This window comes from Streptosporangium sp. DT93, assembly GCF_049844535.1.
Lineage (GTDB): Bacteria > Actinomycetota > Actinomycetes > Streptosporangiales > Streptosporangiaceae > Streptosporangium.
This window is the reverse complement of the sequence record NZ_JBNCLF010000001.1, coordinates 445,490-465,296: the sequence shown is the minus strand read 5'-3', so window position 1 is coordinate 465,296 and position 19,807 is coordinate 445,490. Positions and strand designations below refer to the sequence as shown.

The window sequence follows — 19,807 nt, the reverse complement described above, 5'->3', positions numbered from 1 at the left end:
CCCCGCCCTGCGGGGGGCCCGGCCGGCCCGCGCGCGGCGGGCGGGGCGCGGGCGGGGGGGCGGGGGGCGGCGGGGCCCGGCCCCCCGGCCCCCGGCGACCGGTGACGGGCGACGGGCGACGGGTGACGGTCGCGAGCACGGAGCGCATCCGTGCGCGCGGCGACCGGCCCGAAAGCGGGTGCGAATTTTGGCAGGTTGTGCATGATCGGTGCTTGAACCTGGGAGTAAGCTGGGACCAAGCCCCCGACCGTGTTAGGTTCGGGTGGCTTTGCGTGTCTCCTGCCGATTGGAGGTGGTTCGGGATGTCCTCTGGCGATCCCAGCAGTACGTGCCGCGCACGCCTGCTGTGCGCACTTCCGACCACCTCGTCTCGGTGCCCGATCGGCGCCGCGTGCCCGGCCGCCTCTGCCTGAGGTGGGACCGCGCGTGCGGAATCCCGCCGGGTCGGGCGGGAAAGGCTCGCCATGCGCTCCTCACTTCTTTTCCCCCGCATCAAGCACGTCCGCACGATCCGCGCCCCGCACGCCCCCTCGGTCTCGCTCCGTGACCGGATGACCGGCGTCTGCGTCCCGCCGAGCGACTCGCTCGTCGAGTACGCGGCCTACATCGGCGGCAGGAAGATCGACGCCCTGGGCATCCCCGACGCCCTGGAGCGCGTCCGCGCGCACAACGCCGCCGCCGAGGGCGGTTCGGCCAAGGGCAGCGCGTTCGTCTGGGTCGGCCTGCACGAGCCCGACGCCCCCGAGGTCGAGTGGCTGGCGGAGGTCTTCGCCCTGCATCCGCTCGCCGTCGAGGACGCCGTCAAGGCTCACCAGCGGCCCAAGGTCGAACGCTACGGCGACTCCGTGTTCGTGGTCCTCAAGACCGTCGCCTACCTCGACCACGACGTGCTGACCGCCACCAGCGAGATCATCGGCACCGGCGAGATCATGGTCTTCGTCGGCTCCGACTTCGTGGTCACCGTGCGGCACGGCAGGCACTGCCCGCTCACCGAGGTCCGCGATCGCCTGGAGGACAAGCCCAAGCTCCTCAACCGCGGCCCGACCGGCGTGCTGCACGCCATCGCCGACCACGTCGTCGACACGTACATGACCGTGGCCGACCGGATGCAGACCGAGCTGGAGGACGTCGAGGCCATGGTCTTCGCCGACGTCAGCGCCCGCGACATCGGCCGGATCTACAACCTCAAGCGCGAGATGATCGAGATGAAGCGGTCCGTCATGCCGCTCCAGGCCCCGATGTCCACGCTGGCCCAGCGACGGATGATCCCCTCGGAGATGCGGGAGTACTTCCGCGACGTCGTCGACCATCTGGCCCGCGCCTGCGAGCAGGTCGAGTCCTCCAACGAGCTGTGCAACTCCGTCCTGCAGGCCGCGCTCGCCCGTTCCAACGCGCTCGCCAACGAGGACATGCGGAAGATCTCCTCCTGGGTCGCCATCATGGCCGTCCCCACGATGATCGCCGGCATCTACGGCATGAACTTCGACCACATGCCCGAGCTCGACTCGGTTCTCGGGTATCCCCTGGTCATCGGCGTGATGATCATCTCCTGCGCGCTGCTCTACCGGGGGTTCCGCCGCAACGGCTGGATGTGAGGGGGCCTCCCGGCCTCCGACCCGTCTCCCCGCGCCCGGCCCGCCCGCCCGGTCCGTCTCCCCGCGCCCGGCCCGCCCGGTCATCCGGTACGGGCCGGGTACGGGCCGGGAAGGAGCGTCAGGCGCTCATCGAGCGCGCCGGGGTGACCGGCGCGGGCACGCGCATCCCCCGCTCCGACCACAGATCGATCATCCGGTCGGGGTAGTCGGTGACGATCGCCGCCGCGCCGAGGTCGAGCAGCTCCGCGGCCCGCGCGGGCTCGTTGACGGTCCACACCGCCAGCGGCAGCTCGGCCTTCTCGGCCCGCCGGGCGAGCTCGGCGTCGACAAGCACGTGATCGGGGGACAGGACGGTGCCCGCGGCCTCGGCGGCGGCGGCCGCGATGTCGCCGCCGAAGTCGTCCAGGCGCAGGCCGTCCAGCCAGGCGTCGTCCATGGTGGCGCGCTCGATCAGGGCGTAGCGCGGGGTCGCCGGGGTCAGCGAGCGGGCGATCCGCAGGATCCGCCAGTCGAAGCTGAGGATCGCCGCCCGGTCCAGCCTGCGGTGCCGGTCCAGCTCGGCGACCACCAGCTCGGTGAACGCGGCCGGGTCGGCGCTCAGGTGCGGCCTGGTCGGGTCGGACTTGAGCTCCACGTGCACCCGTACCCCGTCGGCGCCGTAGGCGTCCAGCAGCGCGAGCACCGCGCCCAGCGTCGGCATCCGGGTGTTCGGCACGGGGACCTGGGTGGCGGCGAAACGGTCTCCGGGGTGGCGCGGCGTCCGCACCCCGCACTCCAGCGTGCGCAGCTGCGCCAGCGTGAGCTCGCCGACGGGTCTGCCCACGTACGGGAAGAGCGGGTCGCCGTGGACCGCAGGGCGGACGTCGGCGCTGGTCACGCCGGAGACGGTGAGGTCGTGCGTGAGCACCGCCCGCCGGTCCGCCGTCAGCGCGACGTCGAGCTCCAGCGCGTCGACGCCCACCTCCAGCGCGTGGGCGAAGCCGGGCAGGGTGTTCTCGGGACGGAGCCCGCGGGCTCCTCGATGACCGTGGATCTCGGCATGCACACAGGGACCTTATCCAGCTCGCGCGCCGATTCCCCGGTACGGCTCGCGCCCGGACGGGACGGGACGCGAGCCGCGGGGGCCCAAATCAGATCATCGGGTGGATCTGGAGCGTCTCGGTGCGGCCGGGGCCGACGCCGATGGCGGAGATCCGCGAGCCGCTCATCTCCTCCAGCGCCTTGACGTACGCCCGCGCGTTGGCGGGCAGGTCGTCGAAGTCGCGGACGCCGGTGATGTCGTCCTTCCAGCCGGGGAACTCCTCGTAGACCGGCTTGGCGTGGTGGAAGTCGGTCTGCGTCATCGGGATCTCCTCGTGACGCACGCCGTCGACCTCGTACGCCACGCAGACCGGGATCTTCTCCAGGCCGGACAGCACGTCCAGCTTGGTGAGGAAGTAGTCGGTGACGCCGTTGATCCGGGTGGCGTAGCGGGCGATGACCGCGTCGAACCAGCCGCAGCGGCGGTCGCGCCCGGTGGTCACGCCGTACTCGCCGCCGGTGGTGCGCAGCCACTCGCCCATCTCGTCGTCGAGCTCGGTCGGGAACGGGCCCGAGCCCACCCGGGTGGTGTACGCCTTCAGGATGCCGATCACGCGGGTCAGCCGGGTCGGCGGGATGCCCGAGCCCGAGCAGGCGCCGCCGCTCGTCGGCGAGGAGGAGGTGACGAACGGGTAGGTGCCGTGGTCGATGTCGAGCAGGTTGCCCTGCCCGCCCTCCAGCAGCACGACCTTGCCCTCGTCCAGCGCCCGGTTGAGGACCAGCGAGGTGTCGGCGATGTGCGGGGTGAGGCGCTCGGCGTAGCCGAGGTACTCCTCCAGGACCTTCTCCGGCTCGATCGCCCGGCGGTTGTAGATCTTGGTGAGGATCTGGTTCTTCTCGCCCAGCGCGACCTCGATCTTCTTCCGCAGGATGCCCGGGTCCAGCAGGTCCTGCACCCGCACGCCCATCCGGTAGATCTTGTCGCCGTACGCGGGACCGATGCCCCGGCCGGTCGTGCCGATCTTGGCCTTGCCCAGGTAACGCTCGGTGACCTTGTCCAGGGCCTTGTGGTGGGGCATGATCAGGTGCGCGTCGGCGGAGATCAGCAGCCGTTCGGCGGAGACCCCCCGGGCCGCCAGGCCGTCGATCTCGCTCAGCAGCACGCCCGGGTCGATGACGACGCCGTTGCCGATCACCGGGACGACGTCGGGGGAGAGCACCCCCGTCGGCAGCAGGTGCAGCGCGTACTTCTGGTCGCCGATGACGACCGTGTGTCCCGCGTTGTTGCCTCCCTGGTATCTGACGACGTAGTCGACCTGGTCACCGAGCAGGTCGGTCGCCTTCCCCTTGCCCTCATCGCCCCACTGGGCACCAACGAGAACCACAGCCGGCATCGTGATCTCCAACCGCAAAACCGAAAACCCCTGGCGCAATCGCGACAGGGGCTCTTGCGAGGAGAGAATACCCGACGGCGTCCGATTTGGGGATCTCCCGTCCCTCGCCGGAGGGCGGGACGGGAGATCCAGGCGGTGGCACGGGCGTGGATCGGGCCAGTTCAGGGCCGGTTCAGGGCCGGTTCAGGGGGTGGGTCCGGCTCCGGCCCCGGGGCGGGGACGGGGGCCGCCCGGATCCGGAAGGTGCCGGGTCAGTGGCCGGTGAGCTCCTCGAACGCCGAGGCGCTGGAATCCTTGAGGAACTGGAAGCAGCGCTCGGCCTCGTCCTTCTCGCCGATGCTCTGGGCGGCACGGGCCAGCGCGTGCAGGCACCGCAGGAAACCCCGGTTGGCGGCGTGCTCCCAGGGGATGGGACCGTGCCCCTTCCAGCCCGCCCTGCGGAGCTGGTCCAGCCCGCGGTGGTAACCGGTGCGGGCGAACGCGTACGACGTCACGGCGTGCCCGGCCGCGAAGTACTCGTCCGCGAGCACCGCCCAGGCGGCCGGATGGGCCGGGAAACGCGCGGCTACGTCGGACGCCTTGGCGCCGGATTCCAGGGCCTCCCGTGCTTCTGGCACGTCGGGCAGGAGGGTGGGCTGCGGGCCCGCGAGGAGGTTCTCGTGCGATTCCATACCGACAGTCCTACCCGGTGTACCCGCACCAGGCCAAGATCGGCCCCCGGAGACTTTCCGGGAGCCGATCTCGTGACGCGATTCCGGCGGCCTCACCGCCTCCTCGCCGCGGGCCCTCGGCTCGCTCGTGGCTCGCCCGCGGCCGACTCGTGGCTCGCTCGTGGCTCGCTCGCGACTCGGGAGGGTGTGACCTCAGGAGAGCTTGGTCCCGGCGGACTTCAGGTGCTGGGCGGCCTCGACGATGCGCGCCGCCATCGCGGTCTCGGCGGACTTGCCGTACGAGCGCGGGTCGTAGGCCTTCTTGTTGCCGACGTCGCCGTCGACCTTGAGCACGCCGTCGTAGTTCTTGAACATGTGCTCGGCGATCGGGCGGGTGAAGGCGTACTGCGTGTCGGTGTCGATGTTCATCTTCACCACGCCGTAGGAGATGGCCTCGTGGATCTCCTCCAGCAGCGAGCCGGAGCCGCCGTGGAAGACCAGGTCGAACGGCGCGTCCTTGCCGTACTTGGCGCCGACCGCCTCCTGGATGTCCTTGAGCACGCTCGGGCGGAGCTTGACGTGGCCCGGCTTGTAGACGCCGTGCACGTTGCCGAAGGTCGCGGCGAGCATGAAGCGGCCCCGCTCGCCCAGGCCCAGGGCCTCGGCGGTCGCCAGGGCGTCGTCGGTGGTGGTGTAGAGCTTGTCGTTCATCTCGCCGACGACGCCGTCCTCCTCGCCGCCGACGACGCCGATCTCCACCTCCAGGACGATCCGCGCGCGGGCCGTCTTCTCCAGGAGCTCCTTGGCGATCTCCAGGTTCTCGTCCAGGGGAACGGCGGAACCGTCCCACATGTGCGACTGGAAGAGCGGGTCCTCGCCCCTGGCCACCCGCTCCAGGGAGATGTCCAGCAGCGGGCGGACGAAGCCGTCGAGCTTGTCCTTGGGGCAGTGGTCGGTGTGCAGCGCGACCGTCACGGGGTAGTTCGCCGCGACCACGCGGGCGTACTCCGCGAGCGCCACCGAACCGGTCACCATGTTCTTGACCGTGGTGCCGGAGAGGAAGTCGGCGCCACCGGTGGACACCTGGATGATGCCGTCGCTCTCGGCCTCGGCGAACCCTCTGAGCGCGGCGTTGAGGGTCTGTGAAGAGGTCACGTTGATGGCCGGGTAGGCGAAACCTCCCGCCTTGGCCCGGTCGAGCATCTCGGCGTAGACCTCTGGGGTCGCGATAGGCATCGTGTCATCTCCCTGGAGACGGCTGTGAACGGCAGGGAACAGCGGGGTGCGGGGCATGAGGACATGGCCCATAGGCCAGTATCCCGGGTTCCCTCGCGGAGCGGACAGCGCACCCCGACATTCCGGGCGGTACGGCCGTCCGCCGCGGGCTTTCGGTCCACGGTACCGGCCCAGACGATCATCCGCGTTCGGGGGTGTCCGTACCGATTTGCGAGGGTTGGTCGTGAAATCTCCTCACGAACCGCTAACCTCCACAGTGTGGGACGCCACAGGTCTGACCCCATGGGTATCGCGCGCCTGGTCCTTCTCGGACTGGCTGTGCTGGCCTTCGTCGTCCTGATCGCGTTCGGCGTCCTGTCGCTGATCGGCAGCCTCGGCTCGGACGCGGAGACGTCCCCGGCGTCCACCCGGGCCGCCGTCTCCTCCCCCGCCTCCCCGTCCACCGGCACCGGCCGGGCCCCCACGGTCCTCGTCGAGTGCCTGCGCGAGCACTGCCCCACGGTCTTCCTCAAGGCCACCGGGGGCGACGTGCTGTTCGACCGGGAGATGAGCCTCGGCGAGCGGTTCCAGTCCTCCGACCCCAAGGTCGACGTGGTCCTCGGGGACTCCGCCGCCGTCCGCGTCCAGGTGAACGGGGCCGTCCGTCCCCCCGCCGGGACGGGGGGACGCGAGGAGTTCACGGTCTCCCGCGACTGACGCGTCCCTTCACCGTCCGTACCCCTTCCGGCCGGTGGTCTTCGCGGAGAAGGGGGATCCCTCAGGCCAGGCCGAGGTCGGCCAGGGTGTAGGCGGTCCGGTACGGCAGCCCGGCCTCGGCGATCGCCGGTCCGGCTCCCCGGTCCACGATGGTGGCGACCGCCACGACCTCGGCGCCCGCCTCGCGCAGCGCCTCCACCGCGGTCAGGGGTGACCCGCCGGTCGTGGAGGTGTCCTCCACCGCCAGCACCCGCCGCCCCGCCACGTCCGGCCCCTCGATCCGGCGCTGCATGCCGTGGGCCTTCTGCGCCTTGCGGACCACGAACGCGTCCAGGGTCCTGCCCCGGGCCGCGGCCGCGTGCAGCATGGCGGCCGCCACGGGGTCGGCGCCCAGCGTCAGCCCGCCGACCGCGTCGTACTCCAGGTCCTCGGTCAGGTCGAGCATGACCCGGCCCACCAGCGGCGCGGCGCTTCCGTCGAGGGTCACCCGGCGCATGTCCACGTAGAAGTCGGCCTCCCGGCCCGAGGAGAGCACGACCTTGCCGTGCACCACTCCCTTGCCCTTGATCTCCGCCAGCAGGCTCTCACGATCGCTCATGGCACACAGGGTAGGGCGGCCCCGGCGTCACCCGATCGGGCCCACCCCCTCCCGGGTCCGGCGCCGCATCCGCGCCGGACCTACGGGCGGACCCGTGCCGGACCCACGACGGCCGCGGTTCCGGTCCGACGGTGGCAAAAGTGCGATCCGGGTTTACTCCCGGCACGGACTGCGGCATCATCCGGCAGGCAACCGTGGGTAATGGTGAGGTCACAATGAGTGGGAAAACATCTCAAGGCGATGCCGAACTGCTGGCCGCCACCAGGAACGGCGATCCGGCCGCGTACCGGTCGCTGCACCGGCGGCACGCTCCCGCGGCGCACGCCCTGGCCGGCCTGCTCCTGCCGGGCGAGATCGGGGCCGCGGACGTCGTGGAGGAGACGTTCGCCAGGATCCACCGCGTGATCGACCGGGGGGACGGCCCGGAGCAGGCGTTCCGCGTCTACCTGCTCACCGCGCTCCGCCGCGCGGTGAGAGACCGCGCGGCTGGAGGCGACACCCCGGCAGGCCGGGCCGGACGCGACGATGCCGGACGTGACGGCGTTGGACGTGACCGCGTCGGGAGTGACGGTGCCGACGGTGACGAGGGTGCCGGGGCCTCGGGGGGTGGTGCCGCCGGGGACGACGGGGAGCCCGCCGGGGACGAGCCGGTCGTCGCCGACCCGGGGGCGCCCCTCGCCGACCCGTCGTCGGCGGTCCTGGAACGCTCGCCGGTGGCCAGGGCCTTCCGCTCGCTGCCCGAGCGCTGGCAGCTCGTCCTGTGGCACACCGAGGTCGAGAGGACCGCGCCCGAGGACACCGCGCTCCTGCTGGGGCTGACGGTCGGCGGCACGGACGCGCTCGCCTACCGGGCGAGGGAGGGAATGCGCCAGGCGTGCCTGCGCGTCCACCTGGCCGAGACCCGCGTGCCCGAGTGCAGGCCCGTGCTGGCCAGGATGGGCCCCCACGTCCGCGGCAGCCTGGGCAAGGCGCAGGCCAGGGTGGTGAACGAGCACCTCGACGGGTGCTCCGGCTGCCGGGCGGTGCTCGCGGAGGCGACCGGCATCGGCCGGAGCATGCGTTCCGTCGTCGGCCCGCTCGTCGTCGGTCCCGCCTTCCCGGCCTACCTGGCGGCGCTCGGCAGGATGGGCGCGGCGGACGCGGGCGGGCTGCCCGGCCTCTGGCGCGGGGCCCCCCGCTCCACGCGGCGCGCCCTCGCCGCCGGAGCCGCGATCACCGCGATCGTGGTCGTGGTGGCGGCGGTCCTCGTCCTGGCGCCCGGCCGCCGGACGGAACCCACGCGGAGCGCGGCCTCCGAGCCGATCGTCGCCTTCCCGATCCCCGGCACCGACACGCCCCGTACCGCCACGTCTGGCCCCGGCATGTCCGGTACCGCCACTTCCGGCACCGACGCACCGGGCGTACCGGGCCGCTCCGACGCCGGACGGCCCGGTACGCCGGTCCCCGGCGCCCGCGACCCGCTGGTGCCGCCCCCGGACATCACCGGCGGACCGGGCAGACCAGGCGGGCCGGGCGGATCGGGCATCCCGGACACGCCGGCGCCGGGGGCGGCCGCCACCCCGGTGCCGGGACCGGCCGGGCCCCCCGGGGTCGAACCCGCGGGTCCCGGCGCGCCGGTGCCCCATCTGGTGACCACGATCGACGTGCTCGGCGCCCTGGTCAGGTCCAAGGCGGGCATCGTGGCCGTGCGGCTGCGCAACGCCGGGGGCGGGCCGAGCGGGGAGGTCGTCGCCGACGTCGTCCTGCCGCGCGGTGTGAGCCTGCCGCCCACCTCCCGCAGGGGACAGGCCGTCGGCGCCGTGACCCCCGTCGGCACGGTCGACGGCTGGTCCTGCCGGGCCAGGAGCAGGGGGGCCAGGTGCGTGCGCGGCTCGCTCCCCGCGGGCCGGATCACGGCGGTGTTCCTCAGGGTCCTCGTGTCGGACCAGGCGGTCTCGGGGGCGGTGCCCTCGGTCACGGTCACCGTCCCGGGGGCGCGGACCACGGCCGTGGCGCGCACCGGGGTGCGGGCGGAGGGCGCCCCGGCCAGGTTCGCCACCGACGGCCGGGTGGCGGTCTCCGCGATCGGCAACACCCTGCTGAGCTGCTCCCCCTCCCGTCCGGAGTGCGAGAGCGCCCGCGCGCGCAGGGGCGGCAGGCGCGACAACAACGGCTGGGAGATGCGCCCCCTGGACCGGGACGGCGATCCGTCGACGCGCGTCTCCAGCTCCGCCCGTCTCGTGCTGCCGCCGGACAGCGAGGTGGTCTGGGCGGGCCTCTACTGGTCGGCGAGCGCGACCCCGAGCGGGAACGTCAGGCTCAAGGTGCCGGGGGAGAGGGAGTACCGGCAGGTCAGGGCGGAACAGGTGGTCCACAGGGAACTGCCCGTGGGAAGGGGGTACCAGGCGTTCGCCGACGTGACGCGCCTGCTGGGCAGGGTCGACGGGACGTACTGGGTGGCCGACGCCTCGGTGCGGGCCGGGGTGTCGCGGCACGCGGGGTGGAGCCTGGTGGTCGTCGTGGCGGACCCGCGCCGGCCGTACAGCCAGGCCGTCGTCGTGGACGACGCGACCGTGCTGGGCGCGGGGCGGCGCTCCGTGCGCGTGCCGCTCGACGGGCTGGGACCCGCCAGGGTGGCCGCCAGGATGGCTCTGGTGACGTGGGAGGGCGACGCGGACGTCCCCGGCGACCGGGTGCGGATCGGCGGCCGGACCCTGCGGCCCGCCGGAGGGGAGCGCGACCCGCGCAACCCGTTCGACGGCTCCGCCACCGGGGCGCGGGGCGAGGCGACGTTCGGCACGGACGTGGACCGTTTCCGGGCGCCGCTGGGCCGTGACCCGGTGCTGGAACTCAGCACGCGCCAGGACGTCCTGCTGTTCGGCGCGGCGGCGGTGAGCGTCCGGACGACCCCGTGACGCCCGCGACACTCCCGGACTCCCGGGTACGGATGACAGGATGACGGGGAGCGGGTGCGCGCGCCTCACCGAGCCGGTCTGCGAACGGGACGAACTGGTACGGTCTCCGGTGAACACTCCAACGTTTGGTCGAGCGCGGGTGGAATCGTCGGGATTCACCCTCCTGGGGTCAGCCGCTTGATTACCCTGAGGAAGGGCCGCCTGTCCGGTCTCTCGGGGGTCGTTTCAGGCCTGTCTGAGCCGAAGGATCGGGCCACGTAGGAAGGGCGGTGTCGTGTGGATCGTTGCGCGCTGTTCGTGGACGCCGGCTACCTGCTGGCCGACGGCGCGATGGCGGTGCACGGGACCCGTCACCGCGAGTCGGTCGCCTGGGACTACCCGGGGTTGCTCCAGTTGCTCAACAAGCTGTCGAGGGAGCGCACCGGCCTGCCGCTGCTGCGCTGCTACTGGTACGAGGCGACCGTGGAGGGCCGCCGTACCCCCGAGCACGACACGCTGGCCGACATCCCCGGCCTGAAGCTCCGCCTGTCGCGCATCCGTCCCGGCCGCCGCGAGGGCGTCGACGCCCAGGTCCACCGGGACCTGATGACGCTGGCCCGCAACGGCGCGGTCTGCGACGCGGTCGTGGTCAGCGGTGACGAGGACCTGGCGCAGGTCGTGTGCGACGCCCAGGACCTCGGCGTCCGGGTGACGGTGGTGCACATCAACGCGGACGGGAACTGGGCGGTCTCCCGGACGCTGCGCCAGGAGTGCGACGACCTCATCGAGATCGGTGCCGGTCATCTGCGCCCGCACGTCGGCCTGGCCGGCGGCGAGACACCGGCCCCGGCGTCCAACGGTCACCGGCACGCCAACGGCCACGCGGTCGCCTCCCGCGCCAACGGCTCCGCGGGCGCCGGCCCGGCCACCGGTCCCGTCCCGGCGGTGCGCACCTCCCGCGCGGCCCACGCCCAGCCCGCGCTGCCGTCCCCTCCCGCCTACTCGGGCTACACCCAGGAGTCACCGCTCCCCCAGTCCGCGCCGACCCCGCCCGCCCCGGCGCCCCCGGGGTCCCCGCCGATGTCCTCGATGCCCCCGGCGTCCTCCGCGCCCTCCGCGCCTTCGGCGTCCTCGGCGTCCCCGGCGTCCTCCGGGCCGCCGGTGTCCTCGATGCCCCAGGCGTCCCCGCCGCCCTCCTCTGCGCCGTCCCACGCGGCCCCGGGCGGGCAGGCCGCGCCGCCCGCCCCGCAGTACTCGCTGGGCGGTCCCAACGTCGGTGGCGCCGCCGGCGGCAACACGGGCGGCATGGCGGCGTACCAGCCCTCGCAGATGGGTGCCTACACCGGTCCCCACGCCGCGCCGGTGCCGCAGCAGAGCACGGGCACGAGCGCGGCGACGACCCTCTCCGACGCGGTGCAGGCCGCGCACAAGGAAGGGCACGACTTCGGCGAGTCCGTCGCCAAGGACGCGCCCGCCCTGTGGCTGGAGGCCGTCCTGGCCCGCAAGCCCCGGATGCCCTCCGACCTGGAGGCGCGCCTGCTCCAGGGTTCGTCGCTGCCGATCGACTTCCTGCTGCACGACGAGGTCCGCCACGCGCTGCGCCGCGGCTTCTGGGACGCCCTGGAGCGCGCCCGGCGCTGAGGCGACGGGCCGTCCGCCCGGTACGGCGGCACCTGGTACGGCGGCCCTGGAGGCTCGCCCGCTCCAGGGTCTGTCACTGCCGATCGACTTCCTGCTGCACGACGAGGTCCGCCACGCGCCACCTGGTACGGCGGTGCCCGCCGGGGGGCACGGGCCCGCAGGGCGGGGACGCCGCGACGGTCGTCAGCGGGTCAGGTGCCGTCCGCCCGCCACGGAGAGGATCTCGCCGTTGACGTGCCCGTTCGCGGCGGAGCCGAGGTAGGCGACCGCGGAGGCGACGTCCCGTGGCGTGCAGATGCGGCCCGTCGGCGTCTGGGCGCCCTCGGCGTCGACGGCCGGTCGTCCGAGCCCGGGGGTGTTCAGCGCCCGCTCCGTCAGCGTGAAGCCCGGCCTCACGACGTTGGTGAGGACGCCGTGGCGGGCCTCCCGGACGGCGAGCACCCTCGCGGCCGCCTCCAGCGCGCTCTTGGCGGCGGCGTAGGCCACGGCCGCGGGTATGGGCTGGTCGACCACGTCCGACGAGATCAGCACCAGCCGTCCCCAGCCGGCGCTCCTCATGCCGGGCAGGACGGCGTCGATCACGGCCATCGTCCCCGTCACGTTCGCGGTGAGGCCGTCGGTCAGGCTGTCCCACGTCTCCGGCGCCCGCTCCGGCCAGGCGACCGCGTTCGCGACCAGGACCGCGACGTCGCCGAGCTCGCCCTCGATCCGGCGCACGGCCGCCGCCGCCGACTCGCGGTCACGCTGGTCGATCCGCACCGTCATCCCCTTCCCTCCGGCCCGGACGATCGGGTCGACGACGGCGCGGGCCCCCTCCTGGTTGCCGTGCCAGCCCGCGGCGACCACCGCCCCCTCCTCCGCGAACGCCCTGGCGATCGCGGAGCCGATGTCGCCGGACGCCCCGGTGACCAGCACGACCCGGCCGTCAAGTCCGAGATCCATCGTCCCTCCAATGGTTAGCCGAACACCTCTTAGCCGACCATATATTAGTCGGCTATCCATTAGCCGACTATGCAGCCGGTAGGATGGTGGTCGTGGATGCGAGCGAGGCGATGCGTGCCAACCGGGCGCTGAACAAGATGAGCAAGCTGTACCGCGCCGTGAAGGCGCGCAAGCTCGCGGAGCTCGGCCTGCACCCCGGTCAGGACGTGCTGCTCTGGCTCCTGGCCCAGCAGCGCGAGGGGATGACGGTCTCGGAGCTGGCGGCGCGGATCGGGATCGAGCCGCCGACCGCGACCCGCAGCCTGGCACGACTGGAGAGCGGCGGCTGGTTCCGGCGCGAGGCGGTCGCCACGGATCGCCGCCAGGTGCGCATCGTGGTCACGGACGCCGGTCACGCGCTGGTGCCCGGCATCGAGCGGGTGTGGGCGGAGCTCGCCGAACAGACGCTGGGCGGCACGAGCGGGGAGGAACGCGAGATCGTGCTCGCCGCGCTCGAACGGGCCAACGACCGGCTACGGCGGGACGCCGACGAGGCCGTCCTGACCGAGGAGTGACACCGGCCGGGTGACACGGCGGGGACGACACCGGGCGAGGGCCGGCGCGGGCTTCACGGGCACCCCCGCCCCGCGGCGCTCACGGAACTCGCGGCGCCCGTGGAGCCCGTGGCCCGTGACGCAGGAGGCGCCCGTCAGGTCAGGGCGTCGAAACCGGCGCGCAGGTGGTCGAGGCGGCCGGACAGGGAGGCGACCGGACCCGCCAGTCCGGGGTCGCCGCTCTTGCGGACCAGCTCGACGACCCGTACGAGCTCCTCCTCGGCCGCGGTCAGGCGGCGCGACAGCTCGGGCAGCACGGCCGCCTGGTCGGCCGGCTCACCGGCGGGCAGCTCGGCGCCGACGCGCTCGCGGAGCATGGCCGCCTGCTCGGCCAGCCTGCGGTTCATGTTGTAGAGCTCGACGAACACCGCGACCTTGGCCCTGAGCACCCACGGGTCGAAGGGCTTGGTGAGATAGTCCACCGCGCCCGCCGCGTAGCTGCGGAAGGCGTAGTCGGGAGCGCTGTCGACCACGGTCAGGAAGATGATCGGGATGTTGCGGGTGCGTTCGCGCCGCTTGATGTGGGCGGCCGTCTCGAACCCGTCCATGCCCGGCATGCGGACGTCCAGCAGGATCAGCGCGAACTCCGTGCCGAGCAGGGCCTTCAGCGCCTCCTCCCCGGACTTCGCGCGGACCGGTATCAGGTCGAGCGAGCTGAGAATGGCCTCGAGCGCGATGAGGTTCTCCTCGCGGTCGTCGACCAGGAGGATCTTGGCTCTGTCCGGCATCTCACACGCCTTCGTTCGGGTCGCCGGCCGGCTTGCCCCGGGTCAGCCAGCCGCGCAGCCGTTCGAGCAGGCGGTCGACGTCCACGGGCTTGGGCACGTAGTCGGAGGCGCCGGAAGCGATGCTCTTCTCCCGGTCGCCTCGCATGACCTTAGCGGTTAGCGCGATGATCGGCAGGTCCGCGAACTGGGGCATCCGGCGTATCGCGGAGGTGGTGGCCCAGCCGTCCATCTCCGGCATCATGATGTCCATGAGCACCAGCGCGACGTCCTCGTTGCGTTCGAGCTGCTCGATGCCCTCGCGGCCGTTCTCCGCGTAGATGACCGTGGAGCCGTAGCGCTCCAGCACGCTGGTCAGGGCGAACACGTTGCGGATGTCGTCGTCCACGATCAGGATCTTCGCGCCGGTCAGCGGGTCGTCGCCCTTCCACGGCCTGCCCTCACCCTGGGGGAAGAGCGGCAGCGGCATGTCGTCGCCGAGCGGCAGCGCCGGGAGCTCCTCGGGCTCCTCGGCCACGGCGAGGAGCTCCGGGTCGCGGGGGGAGGAGGTCAGGGCTCCGGCCCCGCCGTCGCGCGAGGCGAGCGGCCCGCCGTAGGAGGGCGGCAGGTAGAGGGTGAAGGTGCTGCCCTCGCCGGGCTCGCTGACCACGTGGATCTCGCCGCCGAGCAGGCGGGCGATCTCCCGGCAGATCGACAGGCCCAGGCCCGTGCCGCCGTACTTGCGGCTGGTGGTCCCGTCGGCCTGGCGGAACGCCTCGAAGATGACCTCCAGCTTGTCGGAGGCGATCCCGATGCCGGTGTCGACCACCTCGAAGGCGAGGATGCCGTCGGCGCCGCGCAGGGTGTCGTCCACGAAGGCGACGGCGCGCCTGGCGTGCATCACGCGCAGCTTCACCTCGCCCTTGGGGGTGAACTTGATCGCGTTGGAGAGCAGGTTGCGCAGCACCTGCTGCAGGCGCTGCTCGTCGGTGCGCAGCTCCTGCGGGATCGACGGGTCCACCTCGACGGTGAACGACAGGCCCTTGTCCTGCGCCAGCGGGGCGAAGGTGGACTCGAAGTAGTCGACGAGCTTGGGCAGCGAGATCTGCTGGGGGTGGATGTCCATCCGCCCGGCCTCGACCTTCGACAGGTCGAGGATGTCGTTGATGAGCTGCAGCAGGGCCGAGCCCGCGCCGTGGATGGTGCGGGCGAACTCCACCTGCTGGGCGGTGAGGTTGCCGTCGGCGTTCTCGGTGAGCAGCTTGGCCAGCACCAGCAGGCTGTTCAGCGGGGTGCGCAGCTCGTGGGACATGTTGGCGAGGAACTCGGACTTGTAGCGCGAGGAGACCGCGAGCTGCTCGGCGCGCTCCTCCAGCGTCCGGCGGGCCTGCTCGATCTGGAAGTTCTGGATCTCGATGGCCCGGTTCTGCTTGGCCAGCAGCGCGGCCTTGTCCTCCAGCTCGGCGTTGGAGCGGCGCAGCTCCTCCTGCTGGCGCTGCAGCTCGTCGGAGCGTTCCCTCAGCTCCGTGGTGAGGCGCTGCGACTCGGTCAGCAGGTCCTCGGTGCGGGAGTTGGCGATGATCGTGTTCATCGTGACGCCGATGGTCTCGACGAGCTGGTTGAGGAAGTCGTGGTGGATGTCGCTGAACTCGTTGAACGAGGCCAGCTCCAGCACGCCGAGCACCTGGGTCTCGAACAACACGGGCAGCACGACGATCTGCGCGGGCGTGGAGGTGCTCAGGCCGGTGTCGACGGTCAGGTAGCGGGCGGGCACGTTGCGGAGGATGATCCCCCTGCCCTCCAGTGCGGCCTGGCCCACGATGCCCTCGCCGGTCGCGAACCGCTGCCGGGGGCCGTCGCCGCGGCGGGCGCCGTACCCGGCGATGAGGTGCAGGTCGTGGTCACCGGCCGGTTCGGCGAGGTAGAAGGCGCCGTAGTGGGCCGAGACCAGCGGGGTCAGCTCGCTCATGATGAGCCTGGCGACCTCCATCAGGTCGCGGTGGCCCTGCATGAGGCGCGAGATCCTCGCCAGGTTGGACTTCAGCCAGTCCTGCTGCTGGTTGGCGGTGGTGGTGTCGCGCAGCACCGCCACCATCATGTTGATGTTGTCCTTCAGCTCGCCGATCTCGCCCTCGGCGTCGACGGTGATGGAGAGGGTCAGGTCGCCGGTGGCGACGGCGGTGGTGACCTCGGCGATGGCGCGCACCTGCGTGGTCAGGCGGGCGGCGAGCTCGTTGACGTTCTCGGTGAGGCCCCGCCAGATGCCCTCGGCGCCCTCGACGCGCGCCTGGCCGCCGAGCTTGCCCTCGGAGCCGACCTCGCGCGCCACCCGGCTGACCTCGGAGGCGAAGGAGGAGAGCTGGTCGACCATCGTGTTGATGGTGGTCTTCAGCGCCAGGATCTCGCCCTGCGCGTTCACGTCGATCTTGCGGTTGAGGTTTCCCGACGCGACGGCGGTGGTGACCTCGGCGATGTTGCGGACCTGGTAGGTGAGGTTGTTGGCCATCGAGTTGACGTTGTCGGTGAGGTCCTTCCAGACCCCGGACACGCCGCGTACGCGGGCCTGGCCGCCGAGCTGGCCCTCGGTGCCGACCTCGCGCGCCACCCGGGTGACCTCGTCGGCGAACATCGACAGCTGGTCCACCATCGTGTTGAGGGTGTCCTTGAGCTGCAGGATCTCACCCTGCGCGTCAGCGGTGATCTTCTTCGACAGGTTGCCCTGGGCCACGGCGGTGGAGACGGCGGCGATCTGGCGGACCTGGGTGGTCAGGTTGTTCGCCATGACGTTGACGTTGTCGGTGAGGTCCTTCCAGGTGCCGGACACCCCGGGCACCTGCGCCTGGCCGCCGAGCTGCCCCTCGGAGCCGACCTCGCGCGCCACCCGGCTGACCTCGGAGGCGAAGGAGGACAACTGGTCGACCATCGTGTTGATCGTCGTCTTCAGCGCCAGGATCTCGCCCTGCGCGTTCACGTCGATCTTGCGGGTCAGGTCGCCGTTGGCCACCGCGGTGGTGACCTCGGCGATGTTGCGGACCTGGTAGGTGAGGTTGTTGGCCATCGAGTTGACGTTGTCGGTGAGGTCCTTCCAGACCCCCGAGACGCCGCGTACGCGGGCCTGGCCGCCGAGCTGGCCCTCGGTGCCGACCTCGCGCGCCACCCGGGTGACCTCGTCGGCGAACATCGACAGCTGGTCCACCATCGTGTTGAGGGTGTCCTTGAGCTGCAGGATCTCACCCTGCGCGTCAGCGGTGATCTTCTTCGACAGGTCGCCCTGCGCGACCGCGGTGGAGACCGCGGCGATGGCGCGCACCTGCGTGGTCAGGTTGCCGGCCATGACGTTCACGTTGTCGGTCAGGTCCTTCCAGACCCCCGAGACGCCGCGCACCTGCGCCTGGCCGCCGAGCTGCCCCTCGGTGCCGACCTCGCGCGCGACGCGGGTGACCTCCTCGGCGAACGCCAGAAGCTGGTCGACCATCGTGTTGACGGTGTTCTTCAGCTCGAACATCTCGCCGACCGCGTCGACGGTGACCTTGCGGCTCAGGTCGCCCCGCGCCACCCCGGTGGTCACCGCGGCGATGTCGCGGACCTGGGCCGAGACGCGGCTGGACATGGTGTTGACGGCCTCGGTGAGGTCGCGCCAGCTCCCCGACATGCCGCGCACGTTCGCCCGGCCGCCCAGCCGTCCCTCGGTGCCGACCTCGCGGGCCACCCGCGTCACCTCGGAGGTGAAGAGCGAGAGCTGGTCGACCATGCCGTTGATCGCCTTGCCGAGGCGGCGCACCTCGCCCCGGGCACCGCGGTCGAGATCGATCCGGCGCGACAGGTCGCCCTTGGCCACCGCGTCGATCACGTCGGCGGCCCCGCTGACCGGGCCGACCAGCGCGTCGATCAGCGCGTTGACCGAGTCGACGCTCTCGGCCCACGAGCCCACGCCGGGGCCGGGGGCCAGCCGTTCGCCGAAGCGGCCCTCCTTGACCACCTCGCGGCGGACCCGGTGCAGCTCGTTGGCCAGGTGCTCGCGGCGGTCGGCCACCTCGTTGAGCAGCAGGCGGATCTCGCTGAGGATGCCGGGCGGGGCGTGCGGCACCCGGCGGCGGAAGTCACCGTCGCGCCAGGTGATGAGCGTCTGCAGAATCGGCTTCAGGTCCGATTCGCTGTAACGTCGCTCCTCGACGTCGGGCACGGTGTCGACCGTGGTCATGTACGACCTCCTTGACTCCCGGGGGCGCAGCCGTGAGTCATCCCAGTCTGTCACGGTGCGCAATGTGTAGTCCCACCTTCGATTCACCCCATGTCAACGGGAAGTGTGGTAGTCACGGAACAATGACCGGTGCTCCCCGTGCCGTCCTCGCGGCGACCTTCGCCCCGGGGGAGACGGCCGTCCCCGAAGCCAGGCGTTTCACCCGCGAGGTGATGACCGCCTGGGCCGTCGCGTCCGTCATGGCCCCCGCCGAGCGGCTGGCGATGGAGCTGTCGTCCCAGGTGAACGGCGCCCCGTTCGAGGTCGTCTGGAGTCATCTGGGCGACGGGCTGCAGATCGAGGTGCGCCAGAGGCGGGCTCCCGAGGGAAGCCCCGGAGCCCCGTCGGTGCCGGTGGAGGAGTGGGGCGTCACCTTCGCCGGCCAGCAGCGCACGCACTGGGCCAGACTCAGGCTCCCCGGCTCCTCGGGGCGGGCCTCCGGGGAGTGGGCGGTCGAGGAGCCCAGCCGCGGGCCGATCTGGATGGGGTTCCTCGCCGACGCCAGCGACCTGCTGGCGGGCACCCTCGACCCCGACATGGTGCCCGCGATCATCTCGCAGATCGTGGTGCCGAGGCTGGCCACCTGGTGCGCGGTCTACACGTGGAACAACGGCGGCGGCCCGCAGCGGCCCGCCTACCTCTGGCACACCGACGAGCAGCGCATCGACGAGCTGCGCGAGAAGCTCGACACCGTCCTGATCCCGCAGGCCGGCGGGTCCATGCAGCTCGCCGACTCGCAGGTGCTGGTCATCCCGCTGCTGGCGCGCGGGCGCACGCTGGGCGCGATGTGCCTGGGCCGGCCCGACCGGTTCGCCGAGGACGTGTTCCAGTACGCCGAGGACATCGGCCGCCGGGCCGCGCTCGCGCTGGACAACGCCCTGCTGTTCGCCACCCAGGCGGCGGCCAACCGGGCGCTCCAGCGCAGCCTGCTGCCCCCGGACGAGCCGGGCGAGATCCCCGGCCTGGACCCCGCCGTGGTCTACGAGCCGGCCGGGGAGACCAACGAGGTCGGAGGGGACTTCTACGACCTGTTCGCGGCCGGCGACTCCTCCTGGAGGTTCGCGGTCGGGGACGTCTGCGGGACGGGCCCCGAGGCCGCCGCGGTGACGGGCCTGGCCCGCCACACCCTGCGGCTGCTGGCCCGGGAGGGCTACGGCGTGGCCGCCGTCCTCGACCGGCTCAACCAGGCCATCCTGGACGAGGGCGACCGCGCGCGCTTCCTGACGCTGCTGCACGGGGAGATCACCCCGTCGGCGGGCGGGCTGGAGGTGTCGATGGTCTCCGCCGGGCACCCGGAGGCCCTGAGGCTGCGCTCCACCGGCGAGGTGGAGACCGTGGTGACCTCCCAGTCGCTGCTGGGCGTCTTCCCCGAGGCGACCTTCAAGGCCGAGGTCGTCCACCTCGCCCCCGGCGACGTGCTCCTGGCGGTGACCGACGGGGTCACCGAGCGCCGCAGGGACGGGCGGCTGCTCGACGACGAGGGGGGCCTGGGGAAGCTGCTCGCCGAGTGCGTGGGCCTGTCGGCCCGGGCGGTCGCCGAACGCATCCGCCGCGCCGTCCAGGACTTCGCCCCCGAGCCGAGCGCGGACGACATGGCGATCGTGGTGCTGCGCGCCCGCTGAGCG

14 protein-coding genes are annotated in these 19,807 nt (G+C 72.4%); 6 read left to right on the top strand and 8 right to left on the bottom strand.

The window, feature by feature from the left end; translation table 11 throughout:
- Positions 1–464 precede the first annotated feature (464 nt).
- Positions 465–1,595, top strand: coding sequence for a magnesium/cobalt transporter CorA (gene corA / locus ACLQ2R_RS02195; protein ID WP_425957552.1), 1,131 nt, complete (start codon positions 465–467; stop codon positions 1,593–1,595).
- A 118-nt stretch (positions 1,596–1,713) separates the two neighbouring features.
- On the opposite strand, the gene ACLQ2R_RS02190 is transcribed toward corA, so the two are convergent.
- The 4 genes from ACLQ2R_RS02190 to fbaA form a co-directional block, all read right to left on the bottom strand.
- On the bottom strand, positions 1,714–2,640 hold the full coding sequence (locus ACLQ2R_RS02190; RefSeq protein ID WP_425957551.1) for a glycerophosphodiester phosphodiesterase family protein: 927 nt from the start codon (positions 2,638–2,640) through the stop codon (positions 1,714–1,716).
- Positions 2,641–2,725: 85 nt separating this feature from the next.
- A complete protein-coding gene (locus ACLQ2R_RS02185) occupies positions 2,726–4,009 on the bottom strand; it encodes an adenylosuccinate synthase (RefSeq protein WP_425957550.1) in 1,284 nt (427 codons plus the stop codon).
- Positions 4,010–4,260: 251 nt separating this feature from the next.
- A complete protein-coding gene (locus ACLQ2R_RS02180) occupies positions 4,261–4,680 on the bottom strand; it encodes a DUF3151 domain-containing protein (protein ID WP_425957549.1) in 420 nt (139 codons plus the stop codon).
- A gap of 192 nt (positions 4,681–4,872) precedes the next feature.
- Positions 4,873–5,895, bottom strand: a complete 1,023-nt coding sequence (gene fbaA, locus ACLQ2R_RS02175; protein ID WP_425957548.1) for a class II fructose-bisphosphate aldolase — start codon at positions 5,893–5,895, stop codon at positions 4,873–4,875.
- A gap of 282 nt (positions 5,896–6,177) precedes the next feature.
- On the opposite strand from fbaA, the gene ACLQ2R_RS02170 reads away from it, so the two are divergent.
- Complete coding sequence (locus ACLQ2R_RS02170; RefSeq protein ID WP_425957547.1) at positions 6,178–6,591, top strand: hypothetical protein; 414 nt, start codon at positions 6,178–6,180, stop codon at positions 6,589–6,591.
- A 61-nt stretch (positions 6,592–6,652) separates the two neighbouring features.
- Here the strand turns inward: ACLQ2R_RS02170 and pyrE are convergent, their stop codons facing one another.
- Positions 6,653–7,189, bottom strand: a complete 537-nt coding sequence (gene pyrE, locus ACLQ2R_RS02165; RefSeq protein ID WP_425957546.1) for an orotate phosphoribosyltransferase — start codon at positions 7,187–7,189, stop codon at positions 6,653–6,655.
- A gap of 215 nt (positions 7,190–7,404) precedes the next feature.
- Between pyrE and ACLQ2R_RS02160 the strand changes: the two genes are divergently transcribed.
- Positions 7,405–10,083 carry a sigma factor gene (locus ACLQ2R_RS02160; RefSeq protein ID WP_425957545.1) on the top strand — a complete coding sequence of 893 codons (2,679 nt, stop codon included), beginning with the start codon at positions 7,405–7,407 and terminating at the stop codon, positions 10,081–10,083.
- Positions 10,084–10,359: 276 nt separating this feature from the next.
- On the top strand, positions 10,360–11,703 hold the full coding sequence (locus ACLQ2R_RS02155; protein WP_425957544.1) for an NYN domain-containing protein: 1,344 nt from the start codon (positions 10,360–10,362) through the stop codon (positions 11,701–11,703).
- A gap of 183 nt (positions 11,704–11,886) precedes the next feature.
- Here the strand turns inward: ACLQ2R_RS02155 and ACLQ2R_RS02150 are convergent, their stop codons facing one another.
- Complete coding sequence (locus tag ACLQ2R_RS02150; RefSeq protein WP_425957543.1) at positions 11,887–12,645, bottom strand: SDR family NAD(P)-dependent oxidoreductase; 759 nt, start codon at positions 12,643–12,645, stop codon at positions 11,887–11,889.
- A 92-nt stretch (positions 12,646–12,737) separates the two neighbouring features.
- Between ACLQ2R_RS02150 and ACLQ2R_RS02145 the strand changes: the two genes are divergently transcribed.
- Positions 12,738–13,199, top strand: coding sequence for a MarR family winged helix-turn-helix transcriptional regulator (locus ACLQ2R_RS02145; protein ID WP_425957542.1), 462 nt, complete (start codon positions 12,738–12,740; stop codon positions 13,197–13,199).
- 134 nt (positions 13,200–13,333) lie between these two features.
- Here the strand turns inward: ACLQ2R_RS02145 and ACLQ2R_RS02140 are convergent, their stop codons facing one another.
- Together ACLQ2R_RS02140 and ACLQ2R_RS02135 are read right to left on the bottom strand one after the other, a co-directional pair.
- Positions 13,334–13,966 carry a response regulator gene (locus ACLQ2R_RS02140; RefSeq protein WP_425957541.1) on the bottom strand — a complete coding sequence of 211 codons (633 nt, stop codon included), beginning with the start codon at positions 13,964–13,966 and terminating at the stop codon, positions 13,334–13,336.
- Position 13,967: 1 nt separating this feature from the next.
- Positions 13,968–18,143, bottom strand: a complete 4,176-nt coding sequence (locus ACLQ2R_RS02135) for a HAMP domain-containing protein (protein WP_425957540.1) — start codon at positions 18,141–18,143, stop codon at positions 13,968–13,970.
- Positions 18,144–18,265: 122 nt separating this feature from the next.
- On the opposite strand from ACLQ2R_RS02135, the gene ACLQ2R_RS02130 reads away from it, so the two are divergent.
- Positions 18,266–19,804, top strand: coding sequence for a PP2C family protein-serine/threonine phosphatase (locus ACLQ2R_RS02130; protein WP_425957539.1), 1,539 nt, complete (start codon positions 18,266–18,268; stop codon positions 19,802–19,804).
- Positions 19,805–19,807: the final 3 nt, after the last annotated feature.

Excerpts from the sequence above, each read along its gene's own strand:
- corA (WP_425957552.1), top strand. The coding sequence starts at position 465 with ATGCGCTCCTCACTTCTTTTCCCCCGCATCAAGCACGTCCGCACGATC.
- ACLQ2R_RS02185 (WP_425957550.1), bottom strand. The coding sequence starts at position 4,009 with ATGCCGGCTGTGGTTCTCGTTGGTGCCCAGTGGGGCGATGAGGGCAAG.
- ACLQ2R_RS02180 (WP_425957549.1), bottom strand. The coding sequence starts at position 4,680 with ATGGAATCGCACGAGAACCTCCTCGCGGGCCCGCAGCCCACCCTCCTG.
- fbaA (WP_425957548.1), bottom strand. The coding sequence starts at position 5,895 with ATGCCTATCGCGACCCCAGAGGTCTACGCCGAGATGCTCGACCGGGCC.
- ACLQ2R_RS02170 (WP_425957547.1), top strand. The coding sequence starts at position 6,178 with ATGGGTATCGCGCGCCTGGTCCTTCTCGGACTGGCTGTGCTGGCCTTC.
- pyrE (WP_425957546.1), bottom strand. The coding sequence starts at position 7,189 with ATGAGCGATCGTGAGAGCCTGCTGGCGGAGATCAAGGGCAAGGGAGTG.
- ACLQ2R_RS02160 (WP_425957545.1), top strand. The coding sequence starts at position 7,405 with ATGAGTGGGAAAACATCTCAAGGCGATGCCGAACTGCTGGCCGCCACC.
- ACLQ2R_RS02150 (WP_425957543.1), bottom strand. The coding sequence starts at position 12,645 with ATGGATCTCGGACTTGACGGCCGGGTCGTGCTGGTCACCGGGGCGTCC.
- ACLQ2R_RS02140 (WP_425957541.1), bottom strand. The coding sequence starts at position 13,966 with ATGCCGGACAGAGCCAAGATCCTCCTGGTCGACGACCGCGAGGAGAAC.
- ACLQ2R_RS02135 (WP_425957540.1), bottom strand. The coding sequence starts at position 18,143 with ATGACCACGGTCGACACCGTGCCCGACGTCGAGGAGCGACGTTACAGC.
- ACLQ2R_RS02130 (WP_425957539.1), top strand. The coding sequence starts at position 18,266 with ATGACCGGTGCTCCCCGTGCCGTCCTCGCGGCGACCTTCGCCCCGGGG.